The sequence below is a fragment of the Nocardiopsis sp. TRM 82005 genome (assembly GCF_056312425.1).
The window spans coordinates 60,864-80,463 of the sequence record NZ_JBWDTQ010000005.1 but is presented as its reverse complement, the minus strand read 5'-3'; the positions used below and the strand labels follow the sequence as shown (position 1 = coordinate 80,463).

The 19,600-nt window shown below is 72.9% G+C and carries 17 protein-coding genes; 12 read left to right on the top strand and 5 right to left on the bottom strand.

Features of this window, described 5'->3' with window-relative positions; all coding sequences use genetic code 11:
* Nucleotides 1-133: 133 nt before the first annotated feature.
* A complete protein-coding gene (locus tag AC0T5L_RS02835) occupies nt 134-2,605 on the bottom strand; it encodes a helicase-associated domain-containing protein (protein WP_476163753.1) in 2,472 nt (823 codons plus the stop codon).
* 163 nt (nt 2,606-2,768) lie between these two features.
* Between AC0T5L_RS02835 and AC0T5L_RS02830 the strand changes: the two genes are divergently transcribed.
* The 4 genes from AC0T5L_RS02830 to AC0T5L_RS02815 all read left to right on the top strand — a co-directional run bounded on the left by AC0T5L_RS02830 (nt 2,769) and on the right by AC0T5L_RS02815 (nt 8,702).
* Complete coding sequence (locus AC0T5L_RS02830; RefSeq protein ID WP_476163752.1) at nt 2,769-3,554, top strand: hypothetical protein; 786 nt, start codon at nt 2,769-2,771, stop codon at nt 3,552-3,554.
* 508 nt (nt 3,555-4,062) lie between these two features.
* Nucleotides 4,063-4,446 carry a cold-shock protein gene (locus AC0T5L_RS02825; RefSeq protein ID WP_476163751.1) on the top strand — a complete coding sequence of 128 codons (384 nt, stop codon included), beginning with the start codon at nt 4,063-4,065 and terminating at the stop codon, nt 4,444-4,446.
* A gap of 187 nt (nt 4,447-4,633) precedes the next feature.
* Nucleotides 4,634-5,389, top strand: a complete 756-nt coding sequence (locus tag AC0T5L_RS02820) for a DUF3027 domain-containing protein (RefSeq protein ID WP_476163750.1) — start codon at nt 4,634-4,636, stop codon at nt 5,387-5,389.
* 142 nt (nt 5,390-5,531) lie between these two features.
* Nucleotides 5,532-8,702 carry a sacsin N-terminal ATP-binding-like domain-containing protein gene (locus AC0T5L_RS02815; protein ID WP_476163749.1) on the top strand — a complete coding sequence of 1,057 codons (3,171 nt, stop codon included), beginning with the start codon at nt 5,532-5,534 and terminating at the stop codon, nt 8,700-8,702.
* Between the two features lie 9 nt (nt 8,703-8,711).
* On the opposite strand, the gene AC0T5L_RS02810 is transcribed toward AC0T5L_RS02815, so the two are convergent.
* Nucleotides 8,712-9,572 (bottom strand): MOSC domain-containing protein, encoded by an 861-nt coding sequence (locus AC0T5L_RS02810; protein WP_476163748.1) that lies wholly within the window; start codon nt 9,570-9,572, stop codon nt 8,712-8,714.
* Nucleotides 9,573-9,701: 129 nt separating this feature from the next.
* Here AC0T5L_RS02810 and AC0T5L_RS02805 point away from each other — a divergent pair, with 129 nt between their 5' ends.
* Genes AC0T5L_RS02805 through AC0T5L_RS02795 form a run of 3 tightly spaced genes read left to right on the top strand, consistent with a single transcriptional unit; the run spans nt 9,702 to nt 11,185 of the window.
* Nucleotides 9,702-10,127 (top strand): hypothetical protein, encoded by a 426-nt coding sequence (locus AC0T5L_RS02805; protein WP_476163747.1) that lies wholly within the window; start codon nt 9,702-9,704, stop codon nt 10,125-10,127.
* A gap of 52 nt (nt 10,128-10,179) precedes the next feature.
* Nucleotides 10,180-10,527: an ArsR/SmtB family transcription factor gene (locus AC0T5L_RS02800; RefSeq protein ID WP_476163746.1), complete on the top strand. Its 348-nt coding sequence runs from the start codon at nt 10,180-10,182 to the stop codon at nt 10,525-10,527.
* Nucleotides 10,528-10,540: 13 nt separating this feature from the next.
* Nucleotides 10,541-11,185 (top strand): SRPBCC family protein, encoded by a 645-nt coding sequence (locus tag AC0T5L_RS02795; protein ID WP_476163745.1) that lies wholly within the window; start codon nt 10,541-10,543, stop codon nt 11,183-11,185.
* A 28-nt stretch (nt 11,186-11,213) separates the two neighbouring features.
* Here the strand turns inward: AC0T5L_RS02795 and AC0T5L_RS02790 are convergent, their stop codons facing one another.
* Nucleotides 11,214-12,710 (bottom strand): DUF7059 domain-containing protein, encoded by a 1,497-nt coding sequence (locus AC0T5L_RS02790; protein ID WP_476163744.1) that lies wholly within the window; start codon nt 12,708-12,710, stop codon nt 11,214-11,216.
* Nucleotides 12,711-12,764: 54 nt separating this feature from the next.
* Nucleotides 12,765-13,031 carry a DUF2530 domain-containing protein gene (locus tag AC0T5L_RS02785; protein WP_476163743.1) on the bottom strand — a complete coding sequence of 89 codons (267 nt, stop codon included), beginning with the start codon at nt 13,029-13,031 and terminating at the stop codon, nt 12,765-12,767.
* A 219-nt stretch (nt 13,032-13,250) separates the two neighbouring features.
* Between AC0T5L_RS02785 and AC0T5L_RS02780 the strand changes: the two genes are divergently transcribed.
* The 5 genes from AC0T5L_RS02780 to AC0T5L_RS02760 all read left to right on the top strand — a co-directional run bounded on the left by AC0T5L_RS02780 (nt 13,251) and on the right by AC0T5L_RS02760 (nt 18,713).
* Nucleotides 13,251-14,708: an NCS2 family permease gene (locus AC0T5L_RS02780; RefSeq protein ID WP_476163742.1), complete on the top strand. Its 1,458-nt coding sequence runs from the start codon at nt 13,251-13,253 to the stop codon at nt 14,706-14,708.
* 164 nt (nt 14,709-14,872) lie between these two features.
* Nucleotides 14,873-16,204, top strand: coding sequence for an MFS transporter (locus AC0T5L_RS02775; RefSeq protein WP_476163741.1), 1,332 nt, complete (start codon nt 14,873-14,875; stop codon nt 16,202-16,204).
* 130 nt (nt 16,205-16,334) lie between these two features.
* Nucleotides 16,335-16,883 carry an RNA 2',3'-cyclic phosphodiesterase gene (gene thpR, locus AC0T5L_RS02770; RefSeq protein WP_476163740.1) on the top strand — a complete coding sequence of 183 codons (549 nt, stop codon included), beginning with the start codon at nt 16,335-16,337 and terminating at the stop codon, nt 16,881-16,883.
* Between the two features lie 212 nt (nt 16,884-17,095).
* The gene (locus AC0T5L_RS02765; protein ID WP_476163739.1) at nt 17,096-18,361 is read left to right on the top strand and encodes an MFS transporter; all 1,266 of its coding nucleotides are present in this window, start codon (nt 17,096-17,098) and stop codon (nt 18,359-18,361) included.
* A complete protein-coding gene (locus AC0T5L_RS02760; RefSeq protein ID WP_476163738.1) occupies nt 18,348-18,713 on the top strand; it encodes a MerR family transcriptional regulator in 366 nt (121 codons plus the stop codon). Before AC0T5L_RS02765 ends, AC0T5L_RS02760 begins: the two co-directional genes overlap by 14 nt.
* An 87-nt stretch (nt 18,714-18,800) precedes the next feature.
* Here the strand turns inward: AC0T5L_RS02760 and AC0T5L_RS02755 are convergent, their stop codons facing one another.
* Nucleotides 18,801-19,526, bottom strand: a complete 726-nt coding sequence (locus AC0T5L_RS02755) for a 3-keto-5-aminohexanoate cleavage protein (RefSeq protein WP_476163737.1) — start codon at nt 19,524-19,526, stop codon at nt 18,801-18,803.
* Nucleotides 19,527-19,600 lie beyond the last annotated feature (74 nt).

Below are 19,600 nucleotides of genomic sequence, written 5' to 3'. Positions count from 1 at the left end.
AGGGCGTGCTCCCCGGCCCTCGCCCGTAGGCCGGGCCCGTCCCACGGGCGCCAGCCCCGCCCCGGCACCGTGGCGACCGGTGGCGCCGGGCCCCTGGCGGCCGGACCCCTGGCGGCCGGGGCCCGAGAGGCCCCTACCGCCGCTCCGCCTCCTGCTCCAGCTCGGCCACGGCGGTCACCCGGTGCACCGCGAACCGGTGTACCGCGGCGCGCGTGGCGTCGTAGGCGGTCAGGAAGCCGCCGTCCACGCTCGACGGCTCCACGATCCGGCTCACCTGGCGCCCGTCGGTGTCGGTGTAGCCGATCCACACGCGCCACCCCTCCCGGGCCGCACGTGTGAGCACCTCCAACACCGCCGCCGAACGCGCCCCCGGCGGGCCGTCCTCGGGCAGCGGGACCGGTATGCGCGCCGCCGTGGCAGCCTCGTCCCCGGCCCGCAGAGCGCGCACCGCCGCGTCCGCCAGCTCCCGGGGCGAACCCCTCTCGCCCGGCGCGGGCGACACGTCCACCGGGTCGGCCCGCCGCACCTCGGGGCGGCTCAGGCGCATCGACCCGTCCCCGCCCTCGGGCACCGGGTGGTAACCCAGCTGCCGCAGCCGGTCCACCAACGCCGACCGGGTCGACCGGCTCGCCACCACGGTCGGGGCCAGCCGCAGCAGCCCCAGGTCCTCGGACCGGCGGTCGCTGACCAGCTCGTCCAACAACGCGGGCTCATCGCACCGCAGGTAGCTCGACGCCGTACCCGCGCGCAGCCGTCCGTGCCGCCGCCCCACGTCCGAGACCAAGTACCGCAAGGCCTGGGGGAGCGGGGTGCGTGAGTGGCGTTCGAGTGTGGCGGTGATGTCGGCGGCACCGCGCCCGGCGTCCAGCGCCCGGCGCACCGACTCCTCGGTGAACCGGTACACGGTGGCTCCGCCGGTGGACTCCACGTCGGCGATCAGCGCCAGCTCACGGGCCAGCCCGGTCACCAGCGGCCCCGGCGCGACCGCGGTCAGGTCACCCTGGACCAGCACGTAGTCCAGCGGCCTGGGCAGCTCCTCGGCCAGGATCCGCGCGGCGGCGTCCTCGTCGCCCTCCAACAGCGGACGGACGTGGTCGGCCAGCGCTCCGCGCCCGGTCAGCCCGAGCGCCGCCGCCTCGACCGAGGCGGCCTCCACCAGCTCGGCGTGGACCGGGGACTGGCGGCGCGGGCGGCGCCAGGCCAGGCGGGCGGACAGCGAGTCCGGCAGCGGAGCGAACCCGGGCTCCGCGGTGCCCAGCTCCCCTAGCAGGTCGCGGCGGGCCTGCGGAGCGGCCGGTCGGGCCAGGCCCGGACCGAGCACGTTGCGCACCCGGCCGCCCGAGTCGCGCGTACCCGTCAGTGTCGCCACCCGGTCCGATGCCAACCACGCCGAGGCCAGGCGCAGCCACCGGCGCTCGGGCGGGGCCTCCCGCCACAGGTCGTACTCGCGTGTGGGCAGCCACTCGCCCTCGATCCGGTCGTCGGTGGCGAGCAATCCGGCCGCGTGCACGACCTCCAGGAACAGGGCCGCGGTGGACTCGTCGGTTTCCATCGCGCGGGTGGCGCGGCGCAGGTCGCGTACGCCCAGTCCGCCGTTGCGCAGCATCGCGGCCGGGTCCTGGGACCAGCGCTCCAGCAGCTCCTCCACGGACCGCAGCACCGTGAACGCCTGTCCGGCTGCCGCGCGGGTGACGGCGTCGGCGGGGTGCTCCGTGCCCGAGAACGGCGGCGGACCGGTGGTGACCTCGCGAAACAGCAGCCCCGAACGCAAGTGCAGCCCCACCTCGCGCGGCAGCGTGAGGGTGTCGTCCCCGCTGGGCAGCAGCAGGGCGCGGGCGATGAGCGCGTCGACCGGTGAGGAGGCGGTGGCCAGGGTGACCTCGCGGCGGGCCTCTGAGACGGTTCCGTTGGGCGGCCCCCAGGCCATGCTGTCCAGGAGCCTGCGGGCCTGCGGGCCGTCGCTCACCTGGCCCACCAGCGCCGCCACCCGGCCGGGGTTGGCCAGGAGCGTGGCGACCGCCTCCACGGGGGTGCTCGCGGAGCTGCCGGGCGCGAGGTCGTCGGCCAGCCTCCTGACGGCGTCGTGCGGTAGCGCGGCCAGCAGCACGCGCGAGGGCGGACCGAGCTGCGCGGGCTGGGGGAGCAGGTCACGCAGCACCTGCACGGGACGCAGCCGCCCGCGGTCGGGCCAGACCAGCGCCAGCCCCGTCAGGGTGTCCAGCGCGCGGGAGAGCGGGTCGTCCGCCGGGTCGGGCCCCGGAGCCAGCCCGAGCGCCGCGGCCAGCTCGGCGACGGGCACCCCCACCGGCTCGGACATCCGGTCGTCACCGAGCGCGACCACCGACTCCAGCACTTGGAGGGTGAACCGGTCCAGACGCTCCAGGACCCTCAGGACGGTGTTGCGGGCGGTCGCGCGGGAGGCGAGCGCGCCAAGGTCGGCCGGGACCGGCTGGGCCAGGTCGGGGCGGCCGCGCAACAGGTAGGCGAGCTCGGCGTCCGACCGGCCGCGCAGCCATGAGGTGAACGTGGGAGGACGGCCCGGCGCGGGGGGTCCGTCGCTCCCCGTGCCTGGTTCGTGCTCGTCGGACTGTGCGTTGTCGGTCATCATGTCAACGCTAAGCGATGCCCGCCCCGATGGTGGCGTGAGCCGCCGCGTCCTCCCGGCCCTCCGCCGTTGCGCGATCGCGGGCCGTATCCGAAGGTGAATCGAGGTCCGATATTCGGAGGAAGGGCTTAAAAGGCAGGTCAACGTAGGCCAATATGGGGGCATGACCCAGCACTCGGAGCAATTGGTACTCGATTATCTGTCCGAGGTCGGTCTGGTGCTGCACGGTCGCATGACCGCGAGAGAACGTACCGCCTACCTCACGGATGTGCGCTCGCGTATCGACGCGCGCCGCGCCGCTGCGGAAAAAGACGACATGGACACCGTCCGGGGGATCCTCAGGGGCTTTGGCACCCCGCGCGACCTGGTGGAGCGCGAGGTCGGCGGTCGCGACCTCGACATCGAGGACGACGAGCTGATCCCGCCCAGACCGCGTCACGCGGACCGGCCGCCGCCGCCGTGGCGGGGCGGGCCCGGCCACGGCCTGATGTCCATGCTGGAGGGCTCCGGGCAGACGGGCACGCGTCCCGAGGGCCGAAGCACGCCCCGGACCCACCGCGGTGACCGGGGGCCGGGGCTCCTGCGCGGCCTCGCGGCGGTGGTGCGCCGCACCCCGGCCGAGGCCACGGCCCTGCTCCTGCTGCTGCTGACGGTGCCCTGGTGGTGGAACCTGTCGTTCCTGTGGGTGCTCGGCGCGGCCCTGATCCTCCTCAGCCAGGTGTGGGCGGCCAGGGACAAGTGGATCGGCGTGGGCCTGCCCCTGCTGTCCTGCTTGGCCGGGATGGCCATGTGGACCGGAGACGCCAAGTTCGTCGACCAGTACATCCAGGAGTCCCTGGCCGCCACCGGTGTCATCGGGCTCAGCGCGGCCTCCCTGGTGTGCGCGGTCTACCTCTACCCGAGGGCCCTGCGCTCGGCGCGGGCCGCGGAGGGGACCACGGGGCGCTGAGCGCTCGCGCCCCGGCGCGGGTCCTTCCCGGGCAGCGGCCGCGCGTACCGGTCACTGCTTGGCAAACGCTGGGGAATATCCTTTTCCTGTCGGCCCGTTACCGTGCGTCCGAACACCCGGATCCGGGTAATCGTGTCAGTACACCGCTTCATTCACTTGGCGGCGGTCGTGTCAGTGCCGGTGGCCCGGCGTCCAGTCCGGTCACCACTCCAGTCGAGGCGGCCCATGTCTCCGCCGAGTCCCGTCCCACGCTCCGCACCCAGCGGTGAGGGGCCGTCGTCGACGCCGCGAGGCCCGGATGATCCGTATCCGGGCCTCGTTCCATGTCCGGCCAAGCCGCCCGGCCACGACACGGGGAGGCGAATATGCCCTCGCGCCCGCGAGCCTCCGGGCATTACCTTGGGGACACCCATGGAAACCAGGGGCGCTCAGGGAACGGGCGTACGGCGCGGACCCCCGACGCGCCCTCCGCTCCGGGCGCACGTCACTGAAAGCATGAGGTCATCAGGTGCCCACTGGCAAGGTCAAGTGGTACGACGGCGAAAAGGGTTTCGGCTTCCTCACCCGCGACGACGGCGGTGAGGTGTTCGTGCACTCCACCTCGCTCCCCGCAGGCACCGCGTCGCTGCGTCCCGGTCAGAGAGTCGAGTTCGGCGTGGCCGAGGGGCGCAAGGGCGCGCAGGCGCTCCAGGTCCAGCTCCTGGACGCCCAGCACTCGGTCGTCAAGGCACGGCGCAAGAAGCCCGACGAGATGGTGGTCATCACAGAGGACCTCATCAAACTGTTGGAGGGCCTGTCCAACGGCTACCGTCGAGGGCGCCACCCGGAACATCGGGAGGCTGCCAAGATCGCCTCCGTGCTGCGGGCGGTCGCCGATGACCTGGAAGCCTGAGCGGCCGCCGGTCCTCCGGGCCGGTGGCCGCGGCCATGCGGTGCCCGACGCGTGACCACATCAAGAGGGTGTATCGGTCGAACCTTGACCCGCGTTATGGTCAAATCGGTGCCCACGATCAGTGAGAATGGGGAACGTGAGCCCTTCTCGACGTTCTCCTGCACCAGACAAGGCATGTATCGAGGCGGTGGATCTAGCCCGCTCGGTGGCCGCCGAGGTCGGGCAACCCGAATGGGTGGGTGAACACCTCACCCCCCAGGTCGAGGACACGCGCCTGATCACCCACTACTTCACCTGCCTGGACCCCGCCTATCCGGGGTGGAACTACGCCGTTACCGTGGTCCGCGCGTCGCGCGCCAAGAAGGTCACGGTCAACGAGGTCGTTCTGCTACCCGGCGAGGGCGCCATCGTCGCACCCGAATGGGTTCCCTGGAAGGAACGGCTGCGCCCCGGCGACCTCGGCGTGGGCGACCTGCTGCCCACCGACGAGGACGACGAACGCCTCGTCCCCGGATACGCCCAGGTGCCCGGCAGCGAGCTGGACGACGAGGGCGTGGACCGGCAGATGGTGTGGGAGCTGGGCCTGGGACGACGCCAGGTGCTCTCGGAGACGGGCCGTGAGCGAGCCGCCGAGCGCTGGTACAACGGCGATTCCGGGCCGCGCAGCCCGATCGCTACGTCCGCGCCCGCCCGTTGCCTGACCTGCGGTTTCATGACGCCCCTCGCCGGTGAGCTGCGCCAGATGTTCGGCGTTTGCACCAACGAGTACGCCCCCGACGACGGCAAGGTGGTCTCGATGGACCACGGCTGCGGTGCCCACTCCGAGGTGCGCCGGCCCGAGGCGCGCAGCGAGCCCGCCGGCCCGGTCGTCGACGAGATGGGCTACGACCACGTCGTCTTCGACGACACGGCCGAACTGGAACTGGTCTCCTCCGACTCCTGAGCACTCCGATCCGGTGCGCCGCCACGCCGCACGAACAGACTCCGGCCCTCCCATCATCGTGGGCTAGGGTCGGTTTACCGCATCCGCTTCCGCCCCGGGTGCACCGTGCCGGGCCGTGCCCGCAGCGCAGGAGGAAACCGCTATGGCCGAGCCGTTGACCGCTTCGGTGGCCGACCCCTACAACACCGCTGAACTGCGCCGACGCGTACTCGCGGCGTGGGCCGACGCGCCCGCCCGGTTTCGTGAGGACGCCAACGCGGAGGAGGACTTCGCGCTCGGCGGCTACCGTGACCGGGTCGTGGTCGAGCTGGCCCAGAACGCCGCCGACGCCGCCCGCCGCGCGGGCGCGCCGGGACGGCTGCGCCTGGCGCTGGCCGGCCACCGGCTGACCGCCTCGAACACCGGTGCCCCGCTGACCTCCGGGGGCGTGGAGTCACTGGCCACGCTGCGGGCCTCCACCAAGCGCGACGAGCACGGTTCCGCCGGACGCTTCGGTGTGGGATTCTCCGCGGTGGCGGCGCTCAGCGACGACGTCACCGTCGACTCCGGCGGCGTGGCCGTCCGCTTCAGCGCCGAGGCCGCCCGCGCGGCCGTCGCCGGCCTGCTCACCGAGGAGGACACCCACGGCGGCCTCGCGGAGGAGGTGGAGCGCCGCTCCGGGCACGTGCCCATGCTGCGCCTGCCCTTCCCCGCGGAGAGTGCCGCCGACGGCGCCCCAGCCGGGAGCGCCGCCGCTGAGAGCACCTCCGCGGAGGACTACGACACCGTCGTCACCCTCTTGCTGCGCGACGACTCCGCCCGTGACCGGGTGCGCGAACTCCTGGACCGCACCGGGGAGGCGCTCATGCTGGCCCTGCCCGGCCTCGCCGAGGTCCGCGTGGACGTGGAGGGCGCCGAGCGCGTCCTCACCCGGGAGGAGGTCACCGGAACGGCCGACCTGGTCACCAGCCACCGGGACGCCGAGGGCACCCGTACCACCCTGTGGCGCGTCCTGAGCCGGTCCGGTGTCTTCGACCCCGACCTGCTCGCCGACCGGCCCACCGAGGAGCGCGACCGCACCGCCTGGTCGCTGACCTGGGCGGTTCCCGTGGACGAGGACGGCGCGGTCGCCACCCTGCCCGCCGACGTCGACGCCGTGGTCCACGCGCCCACGCCCACCGACACCGAGCTCGACCTGCCGGCCGTCCTCATCGGCTCCTTCCCGCTCGGCAGCGACCGGCGCGCCGTCCAGCCCGGGGACGCCACCGACCTGATGCTCGCGGAGGCCGCTGACGCCTACTGCGCGATGCTGCGCCGCTTCGACGCCCGAGCCGCCCTGAACCTGGTGCCCGGCACCCGGGTGGGCGGCGGTGCCGTCGACGCCGCCTTCCGCGCCCGCGTCGCCGAACCCCTCCAGGACACCTCGTTCCTGGTCACCGCGGCCGGTGCGCCGCTCGCCCCGCGCGAAGCCGTGCTGCTCGACACCGGCGGGTCCGCCGGAGCCGCCGACCTCGCCGCGGTCCTGTCCGAATTCGTCCCCCAGCTGCTGCCCGGTACCTGGAACCCCCGCCATCCGGCGCTGGTCTCCCTGCGTGTCCACCGCATCGGCCTGGCCGACGTCGCCGACCTGCTCGCCGACACCGACCGGCCGCCGCACTGGTGGGCCGCCCTCTACGCCGCCTTCGCCAGCGCCGGGAGCGGCGGCGCCGACCTGAACGAACTCGGCGCCCTGCCGGTCCCGCTCGCCGACGGGCGGCTCGTGCGCGGCCCCCGCTCCCTGCTCGTGCCGGGTGAGGACTGGACCGAGGTCAGCGACGTCCACGGCAACCGGGTCTCCCCGGACGCCCTGGCGACCCTGGGCGTGCGTGTGGTCCACCCCGACGCCGTCCACCCGCTCCTGAGCCGTCTGGGCGCGGTGGAGGCCAGTGCCGCCACCGTCCTGGCCGACCAGCGCACTGAGGCCGCCGTCCGCGACTCCCTGGAGGCCGAGGACCCCGACCCCGTCGCCGAAGCCGTCCTGGACCTCGTCTCCGCGTCGGGGACCACCGTCGCCGAGGCGCCCTGGCTGGCCGAACTGGCCCTGCGGGACGACGAGGACGGCTACTCGGTGGCCGCCGAACTCCTTGTTCCCGGCGCGCCCCTGGCCGACCTGCTCATGGACGACGCACCCTTCGGGACCGTGCACCCCGACCTCGTGGAGCGGCACGGGACCGACGCGCTGCGCGCGGTCGGGGCCCTGTGGGAGATGACCGCGGTCCGCGCCGAGGAGGTCGCGCTGGGGGAGGACCTGGCCTCGGTCTTCGACGGCGCGGCCGGGGAGGAGGGGCCGGACGGCCTGGAGGACTGGGCCGACGATGTCCTCGAACGCGTCGGCGACCCGGAGCTGCCGCCGGTCGTGCCCGAGCTGGTGTGCGTGGCCGACCTCGACTGCATCGCCGACGACCAGTGGCCCCGGGCCCTGGCCATGCTCGCCAGGGGGCCGCTGCGCGAGGCGGTCACCGCCCCCGCCCGGGTACTGCTGCCCGACGGCCGCGTGGTGGACGTGCCCTCCTACACCGCGTGGTGGCTGCGCACCCGGGCCCTGCTGGACGGCAGCGCGCCGGTCGCACTGCGTACAGCCGACGCCGAATCCGCTCTGACCGGCCTGTACGACGAGGTGTCCGCCAGCATCGACCCGGAGTTCGCCCGGGCCCTGGGCGTGCGCACCACCCTGGCCGACCTGCTGGCCGACCCCGAAGGCCCGGACGACCTGCTCGCCCGCCTGGCTGATCCGGCCCGGCACGTGGACCGCACGGCGCTGCGCCGTGTGTGGGCCGCGCTCGCCGGGGTGGAGGCCGACCTGGTCACCCCGCCGACCAGGGTGCGGGCGGTGCGCGGCGGCGCGATCGTGGTGGCCGACGCGGACTACGCCGTCGTGGTGGACTCACCGGACCTGCTGCCGCTGCTGGAGGACCGCGCCCTGGTGCTGGCCCCGGCGGAGGGCGCCGAGGCCCTGGCGGACGTGCTCGACCTGGACCTGGCGAGCGAGTCGGTGACCGGCAGGGTCAGCCCGGCCGGACGTATCCGTCCGGTGCCGGACGAGGCCGACCTCTTCCTCGACCCCGACGGGGAGCCCGACCGTACCTACCTGCACCACCAGACGCTCACCGTGGACGGTGTGGAGCTGGAGTGGTACGTCGGCGACGGCTCGGCGCACGCCTCCACCACCGACGGGCTGGCCCGTGCCCTGTGCTGGCGCGCCGGCCAGTGGCCGCGGCGGCACCTGCTGGCGGCCGCGCTGCGCGACCCCTCCGCCGCGGCGCGTCTCCTGGCCGAGGCCGACCTGGACGACTGAGCGGGGGCCTCAGGCCAGGGCGGCCGCCAGGCGCCCGCCGAGACCCTCCTCGGGCTCGTCCCAGGCGGTGGCCTCCACCTCGTCGCCGACCGACAGCGTTCCCGGACGGGTGACGGCGAACTTGGCGCCGAAGGACACCCCGCCCGTGTCGGCGCGGCGGTAGTCCGCCAGCGTGCGCAGGGGCTCGGGGCCGTTCCTGACCCCCCGCTCCTGGTCCACCGTGGTCACCGCGCAGCGGATGCACACCTTGGCGTAGCCCAGCTCCGCGGTGCCCAGGCGCATGGCGCGGACACGGTCCTCGGTGTGCGGTCCGGTCCAGCCCGACACCACGATGTTGGGACGGAACCGGTCCATCGGTACGGCTTCGCCGCCGCGCGCGAGGACGCGCTCGTTGAGCAGGTCCAGTGAGGCCAGCGACGCCACCAGCACGGCCGTGCTGTCGGCGAACGCACTGGTGCCCGGGGTCATCCCGCCCACCCGGCGGTCGTGGTCCTCGGGTACCCGTACCAGGCGGCTCGGCGCGCCCAGTACCTCCGACAGCCAACCAGCGGCCTCGGCGCCCTGGTCCACGCCCGTGAACCGCTTCCCGTGCATCGTCACGTCCAGGCGCGGCCCCTCCGGGGCGGCCACGACGTCGAGGGGTCCGAACCCGTCGGTGCCCAGACGCAGGCGCGCGCCGTCGGCGCTGACGCCGGCGCCCACGAGCGCCATGCGGGGGTCGGTGCGCTGGCTGCGGAAGTTCCCGCGGTCGTCGACCACCATGAACGTGCGGTCGTGGGTGATACCGGCCGGGGTCATCACGGCGGTGCGCACGGACGTGCCCGCGCACCCCTTGACCGGGTAGTGGAGGAGTTCCGCGATTCGGGCCATGGACAGACGCTACCGCCCTGGAAGGGCCCCACGGGGCGGGGAGCCGCTTTCGGCCCCGGAAACCCGCCGCGGTCCGTGGCGCGCCTCCACGTGGGTACCCTCGTCATCCCCGAAACCAACAGGATCCCTATGCGCGCATCCCCTCTCGCCCTGGCCGTCCTACTCACCGTGACCGGCTGCCACGGCGGCGGCTCCGGCGCACCGCCCGAGGACGCCGCCTCCACGGGAGGACCCGTCACCGAGCACGTCTACGATCCGGGCGGGCAGATCACCGTGGACCTGACCATGTACGCCAGCGGCGACGGCGGCCGCACGACCCCGTTCTTCTCCGGGTACCGCTCCACCGTCCGGTTCGAGCACCAGGACCAGACGGTCGGGTGCACCGCCCGGCTGCCGGTGGAGCTGCGCGAGTTCCCACCCGGGGAGAACCATCTCATCGGCCTGGAGTGCGACACGGAGGTCACCGTGCACGTGGACGCCCCCGGACTCACACTGCTGGACGGCGGCGACGAGCACGGATCCGGAGAGGTGGTCTTCACCGGCGAGGAGCGGTGATCCCTCTGTATCAGAACTAGCTTATATAAGCCCTTGCTTATAAGATGGAGCCATGCACGCCTTCGACGTCCTCGGGGATCCCGTCCGACGCCGCCTGCTGGAGCTGCTCAACGACGGCGAGCGCTCCTCCGGTGAGCTGACCGAGGCCGTACGGGCCGAGTTCGGCATCTCCCAGCCCGCCGTCTCCCAGCACCTGCGCGTGCTCCGGGAGAACGGGTTCGCCACCGTGCACAGGGAGGGCGCCCGCAGGCTGTACGCGGTCGACCCCTCCCCGTTGCGCGACGTCGACGCCTGGCTGCGGCGCTTCGCCGCCCGCTGGGAACCGCACCTGATGGCACTGGAGACGGAGCTCGCCCGGGGCGGGCGTGAACGTCGGCGGTCCGCCGACGAGGACCGATGAGCAAGGGGAGCACATGATGGACATCCAGCAGCGGATCGACGCGATCGACCGGTCCGTGGAGATCAGCGGCTCCGGGAACGAGACCACCGTCACTCTGGCGCAGGACTACGACTCACCGGTCGGGGACCTGTGGGACGCCTGCACCAGCGCCGAGCGCCTCCCCCGGTGGTTCCTCCCGGTCACGGGCGACCTGCGGGAGGGCGGTACCTACCAGCTGGAGGGCAACGCCGGGGGACGGGTGCTCAGCTGCGACCCGCCGCACTCCTTCCGCCTCACCTGGGAGTTCGGCGGACAGAGCAGCGAGGTGGAGGTGCGCCTGACCGAGCTCTCGGACACCCGCACACGCTTCACGCTGTCCCACGTCGCACCGCTCGACGACCACTGGGAGCAGTTCGGACCGGGCGCCACCGGTATCGGCTGGGAACTGGGGCTCATGGGCCTGTTCCTGCACATGTCCTCGGGAGCCGGCGCCCCGGTGGAGGCCGCGGAGTGGGCCGGGTCCGAGGAGGCCCGCCGGTTCATGGAGCTGAGCGGACGTCTCTGGGGAGAGGCGCACGCCGCCGCGGGGGTCGGCCAGGAGGAGGCCGCTGCCGCCGCCGAGCGCACCGTGGCCGCCTACACCGCGGACCCGGAGGCCGAACCCGCGCCGGAGTCCTGATGCCGTGGGGCCCGCCGGCCCCTCCGGGTCAGCGGGCCACCCGGAAGAACCCCTCCGAGATGAGGGTGCGCAGCGCCTCGGGCGCGCGCTCCCGCACCGCCACCGGATCCTCTCCGATGAGCTCGGCGATCACGTCCAGCAGCGGGCCCACCGGCATGGTGCCGTCGCACACCCCGGCCAGCGCGGCCTCCACCGTGCCCACCCGTGCGACCCGCCGAAGGCCGTCGCGCTGGCGCAACACGATCTTCTCCGGATCCGGCGCGCCGGGGCGCGCCACCCGCTCCTCCACCACGCCCGGCGCGAGCGCCACGTGCGCGGAGAGCAGCGCGGCGTCGGGCAGGCGCAGCGCGGTCATCGCGCCGTCCACCACGTCCGGCAGGTACGGGCCCACGGGCTGCTCGATCTCGTGCCGCATCTCCTCCACGCGCACGGTCGCGTCCTGGGCGACGTCGTTGCGCAGGCTGATCCATCCGAACCCGATGCCCTTGATGCCCTTGCGCTCGAAGTAGTCCAGCCAGGCGTCGTAGCGGCGCGTGTACTCGGGGGTGCCGTGCTCGCAGGAGTCGCGCAGCCACAGCTCCACGTACTCGGCCGGGTCCTGCACGTCGCGCTGGACCACCCAGCCCGAGCACCCGGTCCCGGTCACCCAGCCGCCGACCCGGTCCTCCCAGTCGTCGCTGTCGCTGTGGACCCAGTTCGCAAGGATCTGGCACCAGCCGCCGTCGGTGAGGTGCGCCGGAGCCTGCCGCACCAGCTCGGCGCACACGGTGTCGCCGGGCAGGTCCGACTCCCGGTAGGTGTACCGGGAGGAGTCGGGGGTGATCACGAACGGCGGGTTGGACACGATCAGGTCGAACCGCTCACCCCGGACCGGCTCGTACAGCGAGCCCTGTTCCAGGCGTGCGTCGGCCACGCCGGACAGCGCGAGGCTGATCCCGGCCAGGTGCACCGCGCGCGGGTTGAGGTCGGTGGCCACGACCTCGCGCGCCCGGGAGGCCAGGTGCAGGGCCTGTACGCCGGAGCCGGTGCCCACGTCCAGGGCGCGATCGACCGGTCCGTCCACGATCAGCTGGGAGAGGGTGGACGAGGCGCCGCCCGCGCCCACCACGTGGTCGTGGCGGGGCGCGGCACCACCGCCGGGGCGCACCTTGGGATCGGAGACCACGAAGCCGGGCCTGCCGTCCTCCAGGTCCCAGGGGCCAAGGTGCACGAGGGCGCGCACGACGGGTCCGTCCGCGCACTCCTCCACGGTGACCAGGCCGGCCTCCGCCAACTCGTCCACGGGCAGGATGGAGCGCGCGGCCCTGGCGGGGATGGGCGACTGGAGCCACCACAGGCGCAGCAGCAGTCCGAGCCGTTCCTCGCCGCCAGTGGCGCGCAGCGCGGGTACCAGCTCTTCACGGGCCAGCGCCCGTGCGGCGGCGTCGCCGAGTCGGTCACGGACGCCGGACACCGTGTAGTCGGCGTCGATGAGGATGCCGCGGAGTCGCTCGGCCAGACCGCGCGGGAATTTCGTCTCAGACACCCGCCCATTATCGGGCAGAAGCACTGTGCTCCGTTGGTCGGCGGTAACCGCAGATCAGGGGGTGCCGGAGCGGCGCTCGTCCGCGCGCTCGGCGGCTGTGGCGTGTTTGCGGAACAGCCGCGGGATGTAGAGGAACCCGAAGACGCCCAGTGCGATCCCGGTCACGCAGACCCCGATCCACCAGCGCTCGGACGCGGGCAGGCCGTCGCCCATGGCGAGGAGGACGGCGAGCGCCACCGTCCACGCCAGGGTGCCGATCGCGGCGGGCACGCGGTAGTCGCTCTCGTGAACATCCGGGTCGGGTCGGCGAGGTTTGCGCACGCTTCCCAGGCTATCCGTTCGCCAACGGGTAAGAGTGTGTGCGCGGAAACACCGCGCTGGCCAGGGGTGAGTTCGTCACATCCCAGGAGGTGATCATCCGGCCATATGGTGATTTCTCTGGAACCTGTGTGAAACAAGTGTCTGGGGTTGTACGAAGATGCAACTAACCTGGCGCAGAATCCTTGTTGTCCAGTAACACGACCAGGTCAGGCTGTCGACGTGAAATCTTCTAGTCCATCCCCCAGCGGTACCGACAAGCGCCCGTCGGGCCCCGTTGACCGCTACTTCCGTATCACCGAGCGCGGTTCCACCCTCGGCACCGAGATCCGAGGCGGCCTGGCGACCTTCTTCGCCATGGCCTACATCGTCGTCCTCAACCCGCTGATCATCGGCACGGCCGAGGACGTCAACGGCGACACCCTGGGCATCCCCCAGGTGGCCGCCGTCACCGCACTGGTCGCCGCGATCTCCTGTCTGCTCATGGGAGTGGTCAGCCGCTACCCGTTCGCCATCGCCGCGGGCATGGGGCTCAACGCCGTCGTCGCATACGGCATCGCACCGGTCATGCCCTGGTCCGACGTCTTCCTGCTGATCGTGGTCGAGGGCATCATCCTGCTGATCCTGGTGATCACCGGGTTCCGCACCGCGGTCTTCGCCGCGATCCCGCCCGGCATCAAGGTCGCCATCGCCGTGGGCGTCGGCCTCTTCCTCGCCTTGGTCGGCCTGGTCAACGCCGGGTTCGTGCAGGCGGGCGAGGGCACCCCGGTGCAGCTCGGCAACGGCGGCCTCCAGGGCTGGCCCATCCTGATCTTCGTCATCGGCCTGTTGATCACCGTCGCCCTGTACGTGCGCAAGGTGCCGGGCGCGATGCTGCTGGGCATCATCATCTCCACCCTCGTCGCCCTGCTGGTCGAGGCGGGCCTCGGCGGCGGAGACAACGAGCTCGGCTGGAGCCTGACCGTCCCGGCCCTGCCCGCCGGCGGGGGCAGCCTGGTGGCGGTCCCCGACTTCTCGCTCATCGGCATGTTCGCCGACGACGGCTTCAACGTGTTCGCGCGCTGGTCCGACATCGGCCTCGCCACCGTGATCATGCTGATCTTCACGCTGCTGCTGGCCGACTTCTTCGACACCATGGGCACCATGGTCGGCGTCGCCCACCAGGGCGGCCTGGCCGACGAGAACGGCAACATCCCCGGCAGCCGCGAGGTCCTGGCCGCCGACTCCTTCGGCACGATCCTCGGCGGTCTGGGCTCGGCCTCGGTGGCCACCATCTACGCCGAGTCCGCCGCGGGCGTCGGTGAGGGTGCCCGGACCGGCATCGCGCCGATCGTCACCGGCGCCCTGATGATGCTGGCCACCCTGCTCACCCCGCTGGTGAACCTGGTGCCCTTCGAGGCCGCGACTCCGGTGCTGGTGATCGTGGGCTTCATGATGATGACCCAGATCGTCAACATCGACTTCACGGACCCGGCCCTGGGCCTGGGCTCCTTCATGGCGATCATCATGATGCCCTTCACCTACTCGATCGCCAACGGCATCGGGTTCGGCCTGCTGACGTACGCCTTCGTCAGCCTCGTCACGGGCAAGGGCCGCCAGGTCCACCCGCTGCTGTGGCTGATCTCGCTGGTGTTCCTGATCCACTTCGCGGAGGCGCCGATCAGCGCCCTGATCGGCTGACCCCCGTTCCCGTCCGCCGGGCGGGAATTCCCGAGGTGATGAACGGCGTTGACTCCAATGATGAGTCAACGCCGTTTACTTCTTTGTTCGCCTTGTCTGGAATGTCGCCACGATCGGCCAGTGGCCGCATCAGTCCCTCCCCACCGAATCGCGGGGAGGGACTGATGCGGCGTATCGCCATGTTCCGCTCACTGTCCGTCCGCAACTACCGGCTGTACGCCCTCGGCCAGCTGCTGTCCAACCCGGGCACGTGGATGCAGCGCATCGCACAGGACTGGCTGGTCCTCCAGCTCAGCGGCGGCAGCGGCATCGCACTCGGTATGACCACCGCCTTGCAGTTCCTGCCCATGCTCTTCCTGGGACTGTGGGGCGGCGCCCTGGTCGACCGGCTGGACAAGCGCAAGCTCCTGATCCGCACCCAGACCGCCATGGGCGTGCTCGCCGTCTGCCTCGGCATCCTGGCCACGGCCGGGGTCGCGCAGGTCTGGCACGTGTACCTGTTCGCCCTCGGGCTCGGCATGGTCACCGTGCTCGACAACCCCGGGCGGCAGGCCTTCGTTCCGGAGATGGTCGGCCGCGACCACCTGTCCAACGCCATCGCGCTCAACAGCGCCAGCTTCCAGTTGGGCCGGGTCACCGGACCGGCCGTGGCCGGCCTGCTCATCGCGGTCATCGGCAGCGGACCGGTCTTCCTCATCAACGGCGCCTCGTTCGGTTTCACCATCATCGCCCTGGTGATGATCCGCACCGCCGAGCTCAACCCCACCGAGCCCATGCCCCGGGGCAAGGGGCAGATCCGCGAGGGCCTGCGCTACATCGGCGGCAGACGCGACCTCGTCCTGCTCCTGGCCCTGGCCGCGTCGACCCAGTTCTTCGGGGCCAACAGCCAGAACCAGATCGCTCTGGTGGTCAACAACGTGTTCGAGGCGGGGGCCGACGCGTTCGGCGTGGCCGCGGCGTTCCTGGCGGTCGGCGCACTGGCGGGCGCCCTGCTGGCCGCCCGCCGCGAGCGGCCCCGGCTGCGGCTGGTGCTCATCGGGTCGATGGCCTTCGGCGCACTCCAGGTGGTCGCCGGGCTCATGCCCGGCTACGTGCCGTTCATCGTGGTGCTGGTGCCCATGGGCATCGCCTTCATGACCTACGTGACCACCCTCAACGCCACCTTCCAGCTCAGTGTGGACCCGAGGATGCGCGGCCGGGTCATGAGCATGTTCCTGCTGGTGTTCATGGGTGTGGCGCCCATCGGAGCGCCCGTGGTGGGCCTGCTCGCCGACACGTTCGGCCCGCGGGCCAGCTTCATGATCGGCGGCTCGGTGACGCTCGTGGTGGTCTCGGCCCTGTCCTTCCTGCTCCTCCGGGTCAGGGGCGTACGGGTGCGCGACCTGCTCCCGGGACGCCGCGGAGAACGGGGCGAGGCGGCCGCCGGCCCGGAGGAGACCGAACCGGACCCCGGGACCGACACCGGGCCGCGGGCGGCCCCGGCCACCCGCACATGAGACTCCGGTCGTGCCCCGCCGTCCTCGGGGCACGACCGGGTAGCAGAGGCAGCGGCAGCGGCGGGCGCCGCCGCGAACTCTCCGGGGAAGACGGGGTGGCCCCTCGGTTCGCGCGGGGCAGGATGGGGACATGAGACTGTTCGTCGCACTGGACCCGCCTCCCGACGTGTTGGACGAGCTGAGCGAGGCCGTCGGCCGGGGGCGCCGCCGGGACCCCGGCCTGCGGTGGTCCGGTCCCCGGGACTGGCACCTCACCCTGGTCTTCCTCGGCGAGATCGGCGAGGACCGCCTGCCCGGGCTCACCGAGGTCCTCGGCGGCGAGGCCCGCGCCCACCAGCCGTTCCACCTCGCCGCCCACGGCTGGGGCACCTTCCCCCGCGACGGACGCCGCGCCTCCGTGCTCTGGGCCGGGCTCGACGGAGACACCGAAGCCCTGGGCGCGCTCGCCGACGGGCTGCGCACCGCCGCGGCCGAGACCGGTGTGCCCGTGGACGACCGCGCCTACGTGCCGCACATCACGGTCGCCCGCAGCCGCCCCGCGCGCGACCTCGCCGATACCGTCCAGGCCCTCGGAGCCCTGCGCAGCCGCAGGTGGCGGGCGGACGAGGTGCACCTGGTGGAGAGCCGTCCCGGGAAGGCGGACCGCTACCGAACCGTGCGGACCTGGGCATTAAGCTAGGAAACGGATCCCGCCACACCTTCCGGAGCGGAGCACGTCATGAGCATGCTCACCAACAACCGCAAGCAGCGCTGGCTGCTGCCTGTGGTACTGGGCTCCATCATGCTCCTCGTGGTCCTGGGCTCCCTCCTCGGCTGATCCCGGCCGCCGGGCACCCCTCTTCCCGCGCGCGCTTGACCTTGACGCCAGCGTCAGGGTTCTAGCGTGCCGCCATGATCTCCTCCATGACCGGGACCGGTCGCGCACGGGGCTCCGGATGGCTCGTGTGCCTCATGCTGACCACCTTCGCCATCGGCACCGACGACCTCGTCATCGCCGGGCTCCTGCCCGACATCGCCCGCGGCCTGGACGTCGGCCTCCCCGCGGCAGGGCAGCTGGTGACGGTCTTCTCCCTCACCTACGCCGTGGCCGCGCCGCCGCTGGCCGTGGCGACCGCGCGGTTGCCGCGCAGGCCCCTCGTCCTCGGTGGACTGGCGGTCTTCGCGGCGGCCAACCTGGCCACCGCTCTGGCGCCCTCCTACCCCGTCCTGATGGCCCTGCGCGTGTTCACCGCGCTCGTCGCCGCCACAGTCACCCCGGCGGCCTTCTCCATGGCGGCCAGGCTCTCCGCGCCCGAGCGGACCGGTCGCGCCATGGGCGCGGTGGTCGCGGGGCTCACGGCCTCGCTGTTCATCGGCGTGCCGGTCGGCACCCTTCTCGGCTCGGCGTTCGGCTGGCGCTCCGCCTTCGTCTTCGTCGCCCTGTTCTCCCTCGCGGTGCTCGCCGCCTCCGCCCTCCTGCTGCCCGGCCTGCCGGGGGCCGGGCAGGCCGGCGTCGGCCAGCAGCTGCGCCAGCTCGGCAGGCCGGCGGTGCTGGCCTGCGTCGCCGGGACGGTGACCGGCGCGGGCTGCGGATACATGGCCTACACCTACGTCACGCCCCTCACCCGCGATCTGACGGGTGCGGGCGGCACGCCCCTGGCCCCGCTCATCGCCGTCGCGGGAGTCAGCGGAGCGGTCGGCACCCTCCTGTGCGGGCGCGCCACCGACCGGTGGGGCGCGGACCGCATGCTGCTGGCCACCTTCACCGGACTGGTCGCGGCCAACGGCCTCCTGGCCGCCCTCAGCGTCCTCGGCGGGGGGTCCGTACCCGTGTGGCTGCTCGCATCGGTCCTGGCCCTGTGGGGATTCTCGGCATGGGGCTTCGCCGCGCCGATGAACGCGCGGATCCTCGGGCTGGCGGGGGACGCGGGAACCGAGGCGGTGGCGCTCAACACCAGCGGGCTCTACGCCGGCGTCGCCGCGGCGGGCGCCCTCGGAGGAGCCGCGCTCTCCGGGTACGGCGGGGCCGGGGTGGCGTTCGCGGCCACCGGCACCGGACTGGCCGCGCTCGCGGTCATGGCCGTCTCCGTGTACCTGTTTCCCACGGGCGGGGACTCCGCGGTGCCCGCTCTTACCCTGGAGGAAGGCGTCGACGGGAGGCGGGATGCGGATCGGTGAGCTGGCCGAGCGTACCGGGGTCAGCACGCGTGCACTGAGGTACTACGAGCAGTGCGGTCTGCTCAGCTCCGAGCGCGCCGCCAACGGTTACCGGGAGTACGTGCCCGAGGCGGTGGACCGGGTGCGCGGCATCCGGCTGCTTCTGGCCTCCGGGCTCACCTCGGACGATATCCGGGAGCTGCGTGGGTGCCTGGCTCTGGACCTGGCCAACGAGCCCGAGTGCGCCGAGGCCCGCGCCCTCTATGAGCAGAGGCTCCAGTCGGTACGGGAACGGATCGACGCCCTCGCCCGTACACGCGACCAGCTGGAGCGGCACCTGCACGGTGCCCGAGCGGGCGGGGAGTCCGGCTGACACGGTCCCCAGGAAGCATCACCCGGCCTCGGAGGCACTGATCCCGCCGCCGGGGTCGCCCGCCGGATGAGCGGAGGTCGGCGCGGCTCAGGCGGAGGCGGAGGCCAGGCTCACCGCGTGGGCGATCAGGGCCGCGTTGTCGTGCGCCTCCTCTCCGTCGGGCAGGCGCATGGTGTCCTCCAGCCCCATCCTGATGTCGTATCCCGCGGAGACCGCCGTCTCCAGAACCGGCCAGGCCGTGGCGTCGGCCCCGTGCAGCATCCGTGGCCGCCTCACCTTGGCCCGGTCCAGCAGGGACAGGATCGCGTTCGCGTTGCGCTGGGCGTCCTCCACCGCGACCTGGGTGGGTTCCACCAGTACCGCGGCGGGCTCCAGTCCGGTGGCGATGAGGATGCGCGCGGACTCCACCGTCCACACCCCGGCCTCCACCGCGATCCGGCGGTCCTCCAGCAGGCGCGCCAGGTCCATCGACCCCGCCTCGTGCAGGTTCACCGTCACCGAGTCCGGCAGTGCCGAGGCCGCCCACCGCTGCACCATGTCATAGCGCCGCCAGGGATCGGACTCCGCCGACAACGACGTGGTCAACGACACCGGTACCCGCGGCCCCTCGGCGCGCAACTGTTCCATCAGCGGGGCGACCACCTGCGGCTCCAACGACTCGGCGCCGCTGGGGTCGCGCGGGTGCACGTGGATCTCGGTCGCGCCCGCCGCCACCACCGAGTGGGCGTCCGTCACCACCTGGTCCACGGACACGGGCAGGGCGGGGTGCGCTCCGGGACGGCGGTCCCCGTTCAGGCAGGCGACGATCCTCATGAGGGCCCTCCTTACGGCGCTCCGTAAGCCCAATGTGCCCGTTACCGCCCGAGTGCAAGCCCTCCGAGCGGTTC

What these genes read in the sequence shown, in the direction of transcription:
- AC0T5L_RS02835 (WP_476163753.1), bottom strand. Translation starts at nt 2,605, where the DNA reads ATGACCGACAACGCACAGTCCGACGAGCACGAACCAGGCACGGGGAGC.
- AC0T5L_RS02830 (WP_476163752.1), top strand. Translation starts at nt 2,769, where the DNA reads ATGACCCAGCACTCGGAGCAATTGGTACTCGATTATCTGTCCGAGGTC.
- AC0T5L_RS02815 (WP_476163749.1), top strand. Translation starts at nt 5,532, where the DNA reads ATGGCCGAGCCGTTGACCGCTTCGGTGGCCGACCCCTACAACACCGCT.
- AC0T5L_RS02810 (WP_476163748.1), bottom strand. Translation starts at nt 9,572, where the DNA reads ATGGCCCGAATCGCGGAACTCCTCCACTACCCGGTCAAGGGGTGCGCG.
- AC0T5L_RS02805 (WP_476163747.1), top strand. Translation starts at nt 9,702, where the DNA reads ATGCGCGCATCCCCTCTCGCCCTGGCCGTCCTACTCACCGTGACCGGC.
- AC0T5L_RS02800 (WP_476163746.1), top strand. Translation starts at nt 10,180, where the DNA reads ATGCACGCCTTCGACGTCCTCGGGGATCCCGTCCGACGCCGCCTGCTG.
- AC0T5L_RS02795 (WP_476163745.1), top strand. Translation starts at nt 10,541, where the DNA reads ATGATGGACATCCAGCAGCGGATCGACGCGATCGACCGGTCCGTGGAG.
- AC0T5L_RS02775 (WP_476163741.1), top strand. Translation starts at nt 14,873, where the DNA reads ATGCGGCGTATCGCCATGTTCCGCTCACTGTCCGTCCGCAACTACCGG.
- thpR (WP_476163740.1), top strand. Translation starts at nt 16,335, where the DNA reads ATGAGACTGTTCGTCGCACTGGACCCGCCTCCCGACGTGTTGGACGAG.
- AC0T5L_RS02765 (WP_476163739.1), top strand. Translation starts at nt 17,096, where the DNA reads ATGATCTCCTCCATGACCGGGACCGGTCGCGCACGGGGCTCCGGATGG.
- AC0T5L_RS02760 (WP_476163738.1), top strand. Translation starts at nt 18,348, where the DNA reads ATGCGGATCGGTGAGCTGGCCGAGCGTACCGGGGTCAGCACGCGTGCA.
- AC0T5L_RS02755 (WP_476163737.1), bottom strand. Translation starts at nt 19,526, where the DNA reads ATGAGGATCGTCGCCTGCCTGAACGGGGACCGCCGTCCCGGAGCGCAC.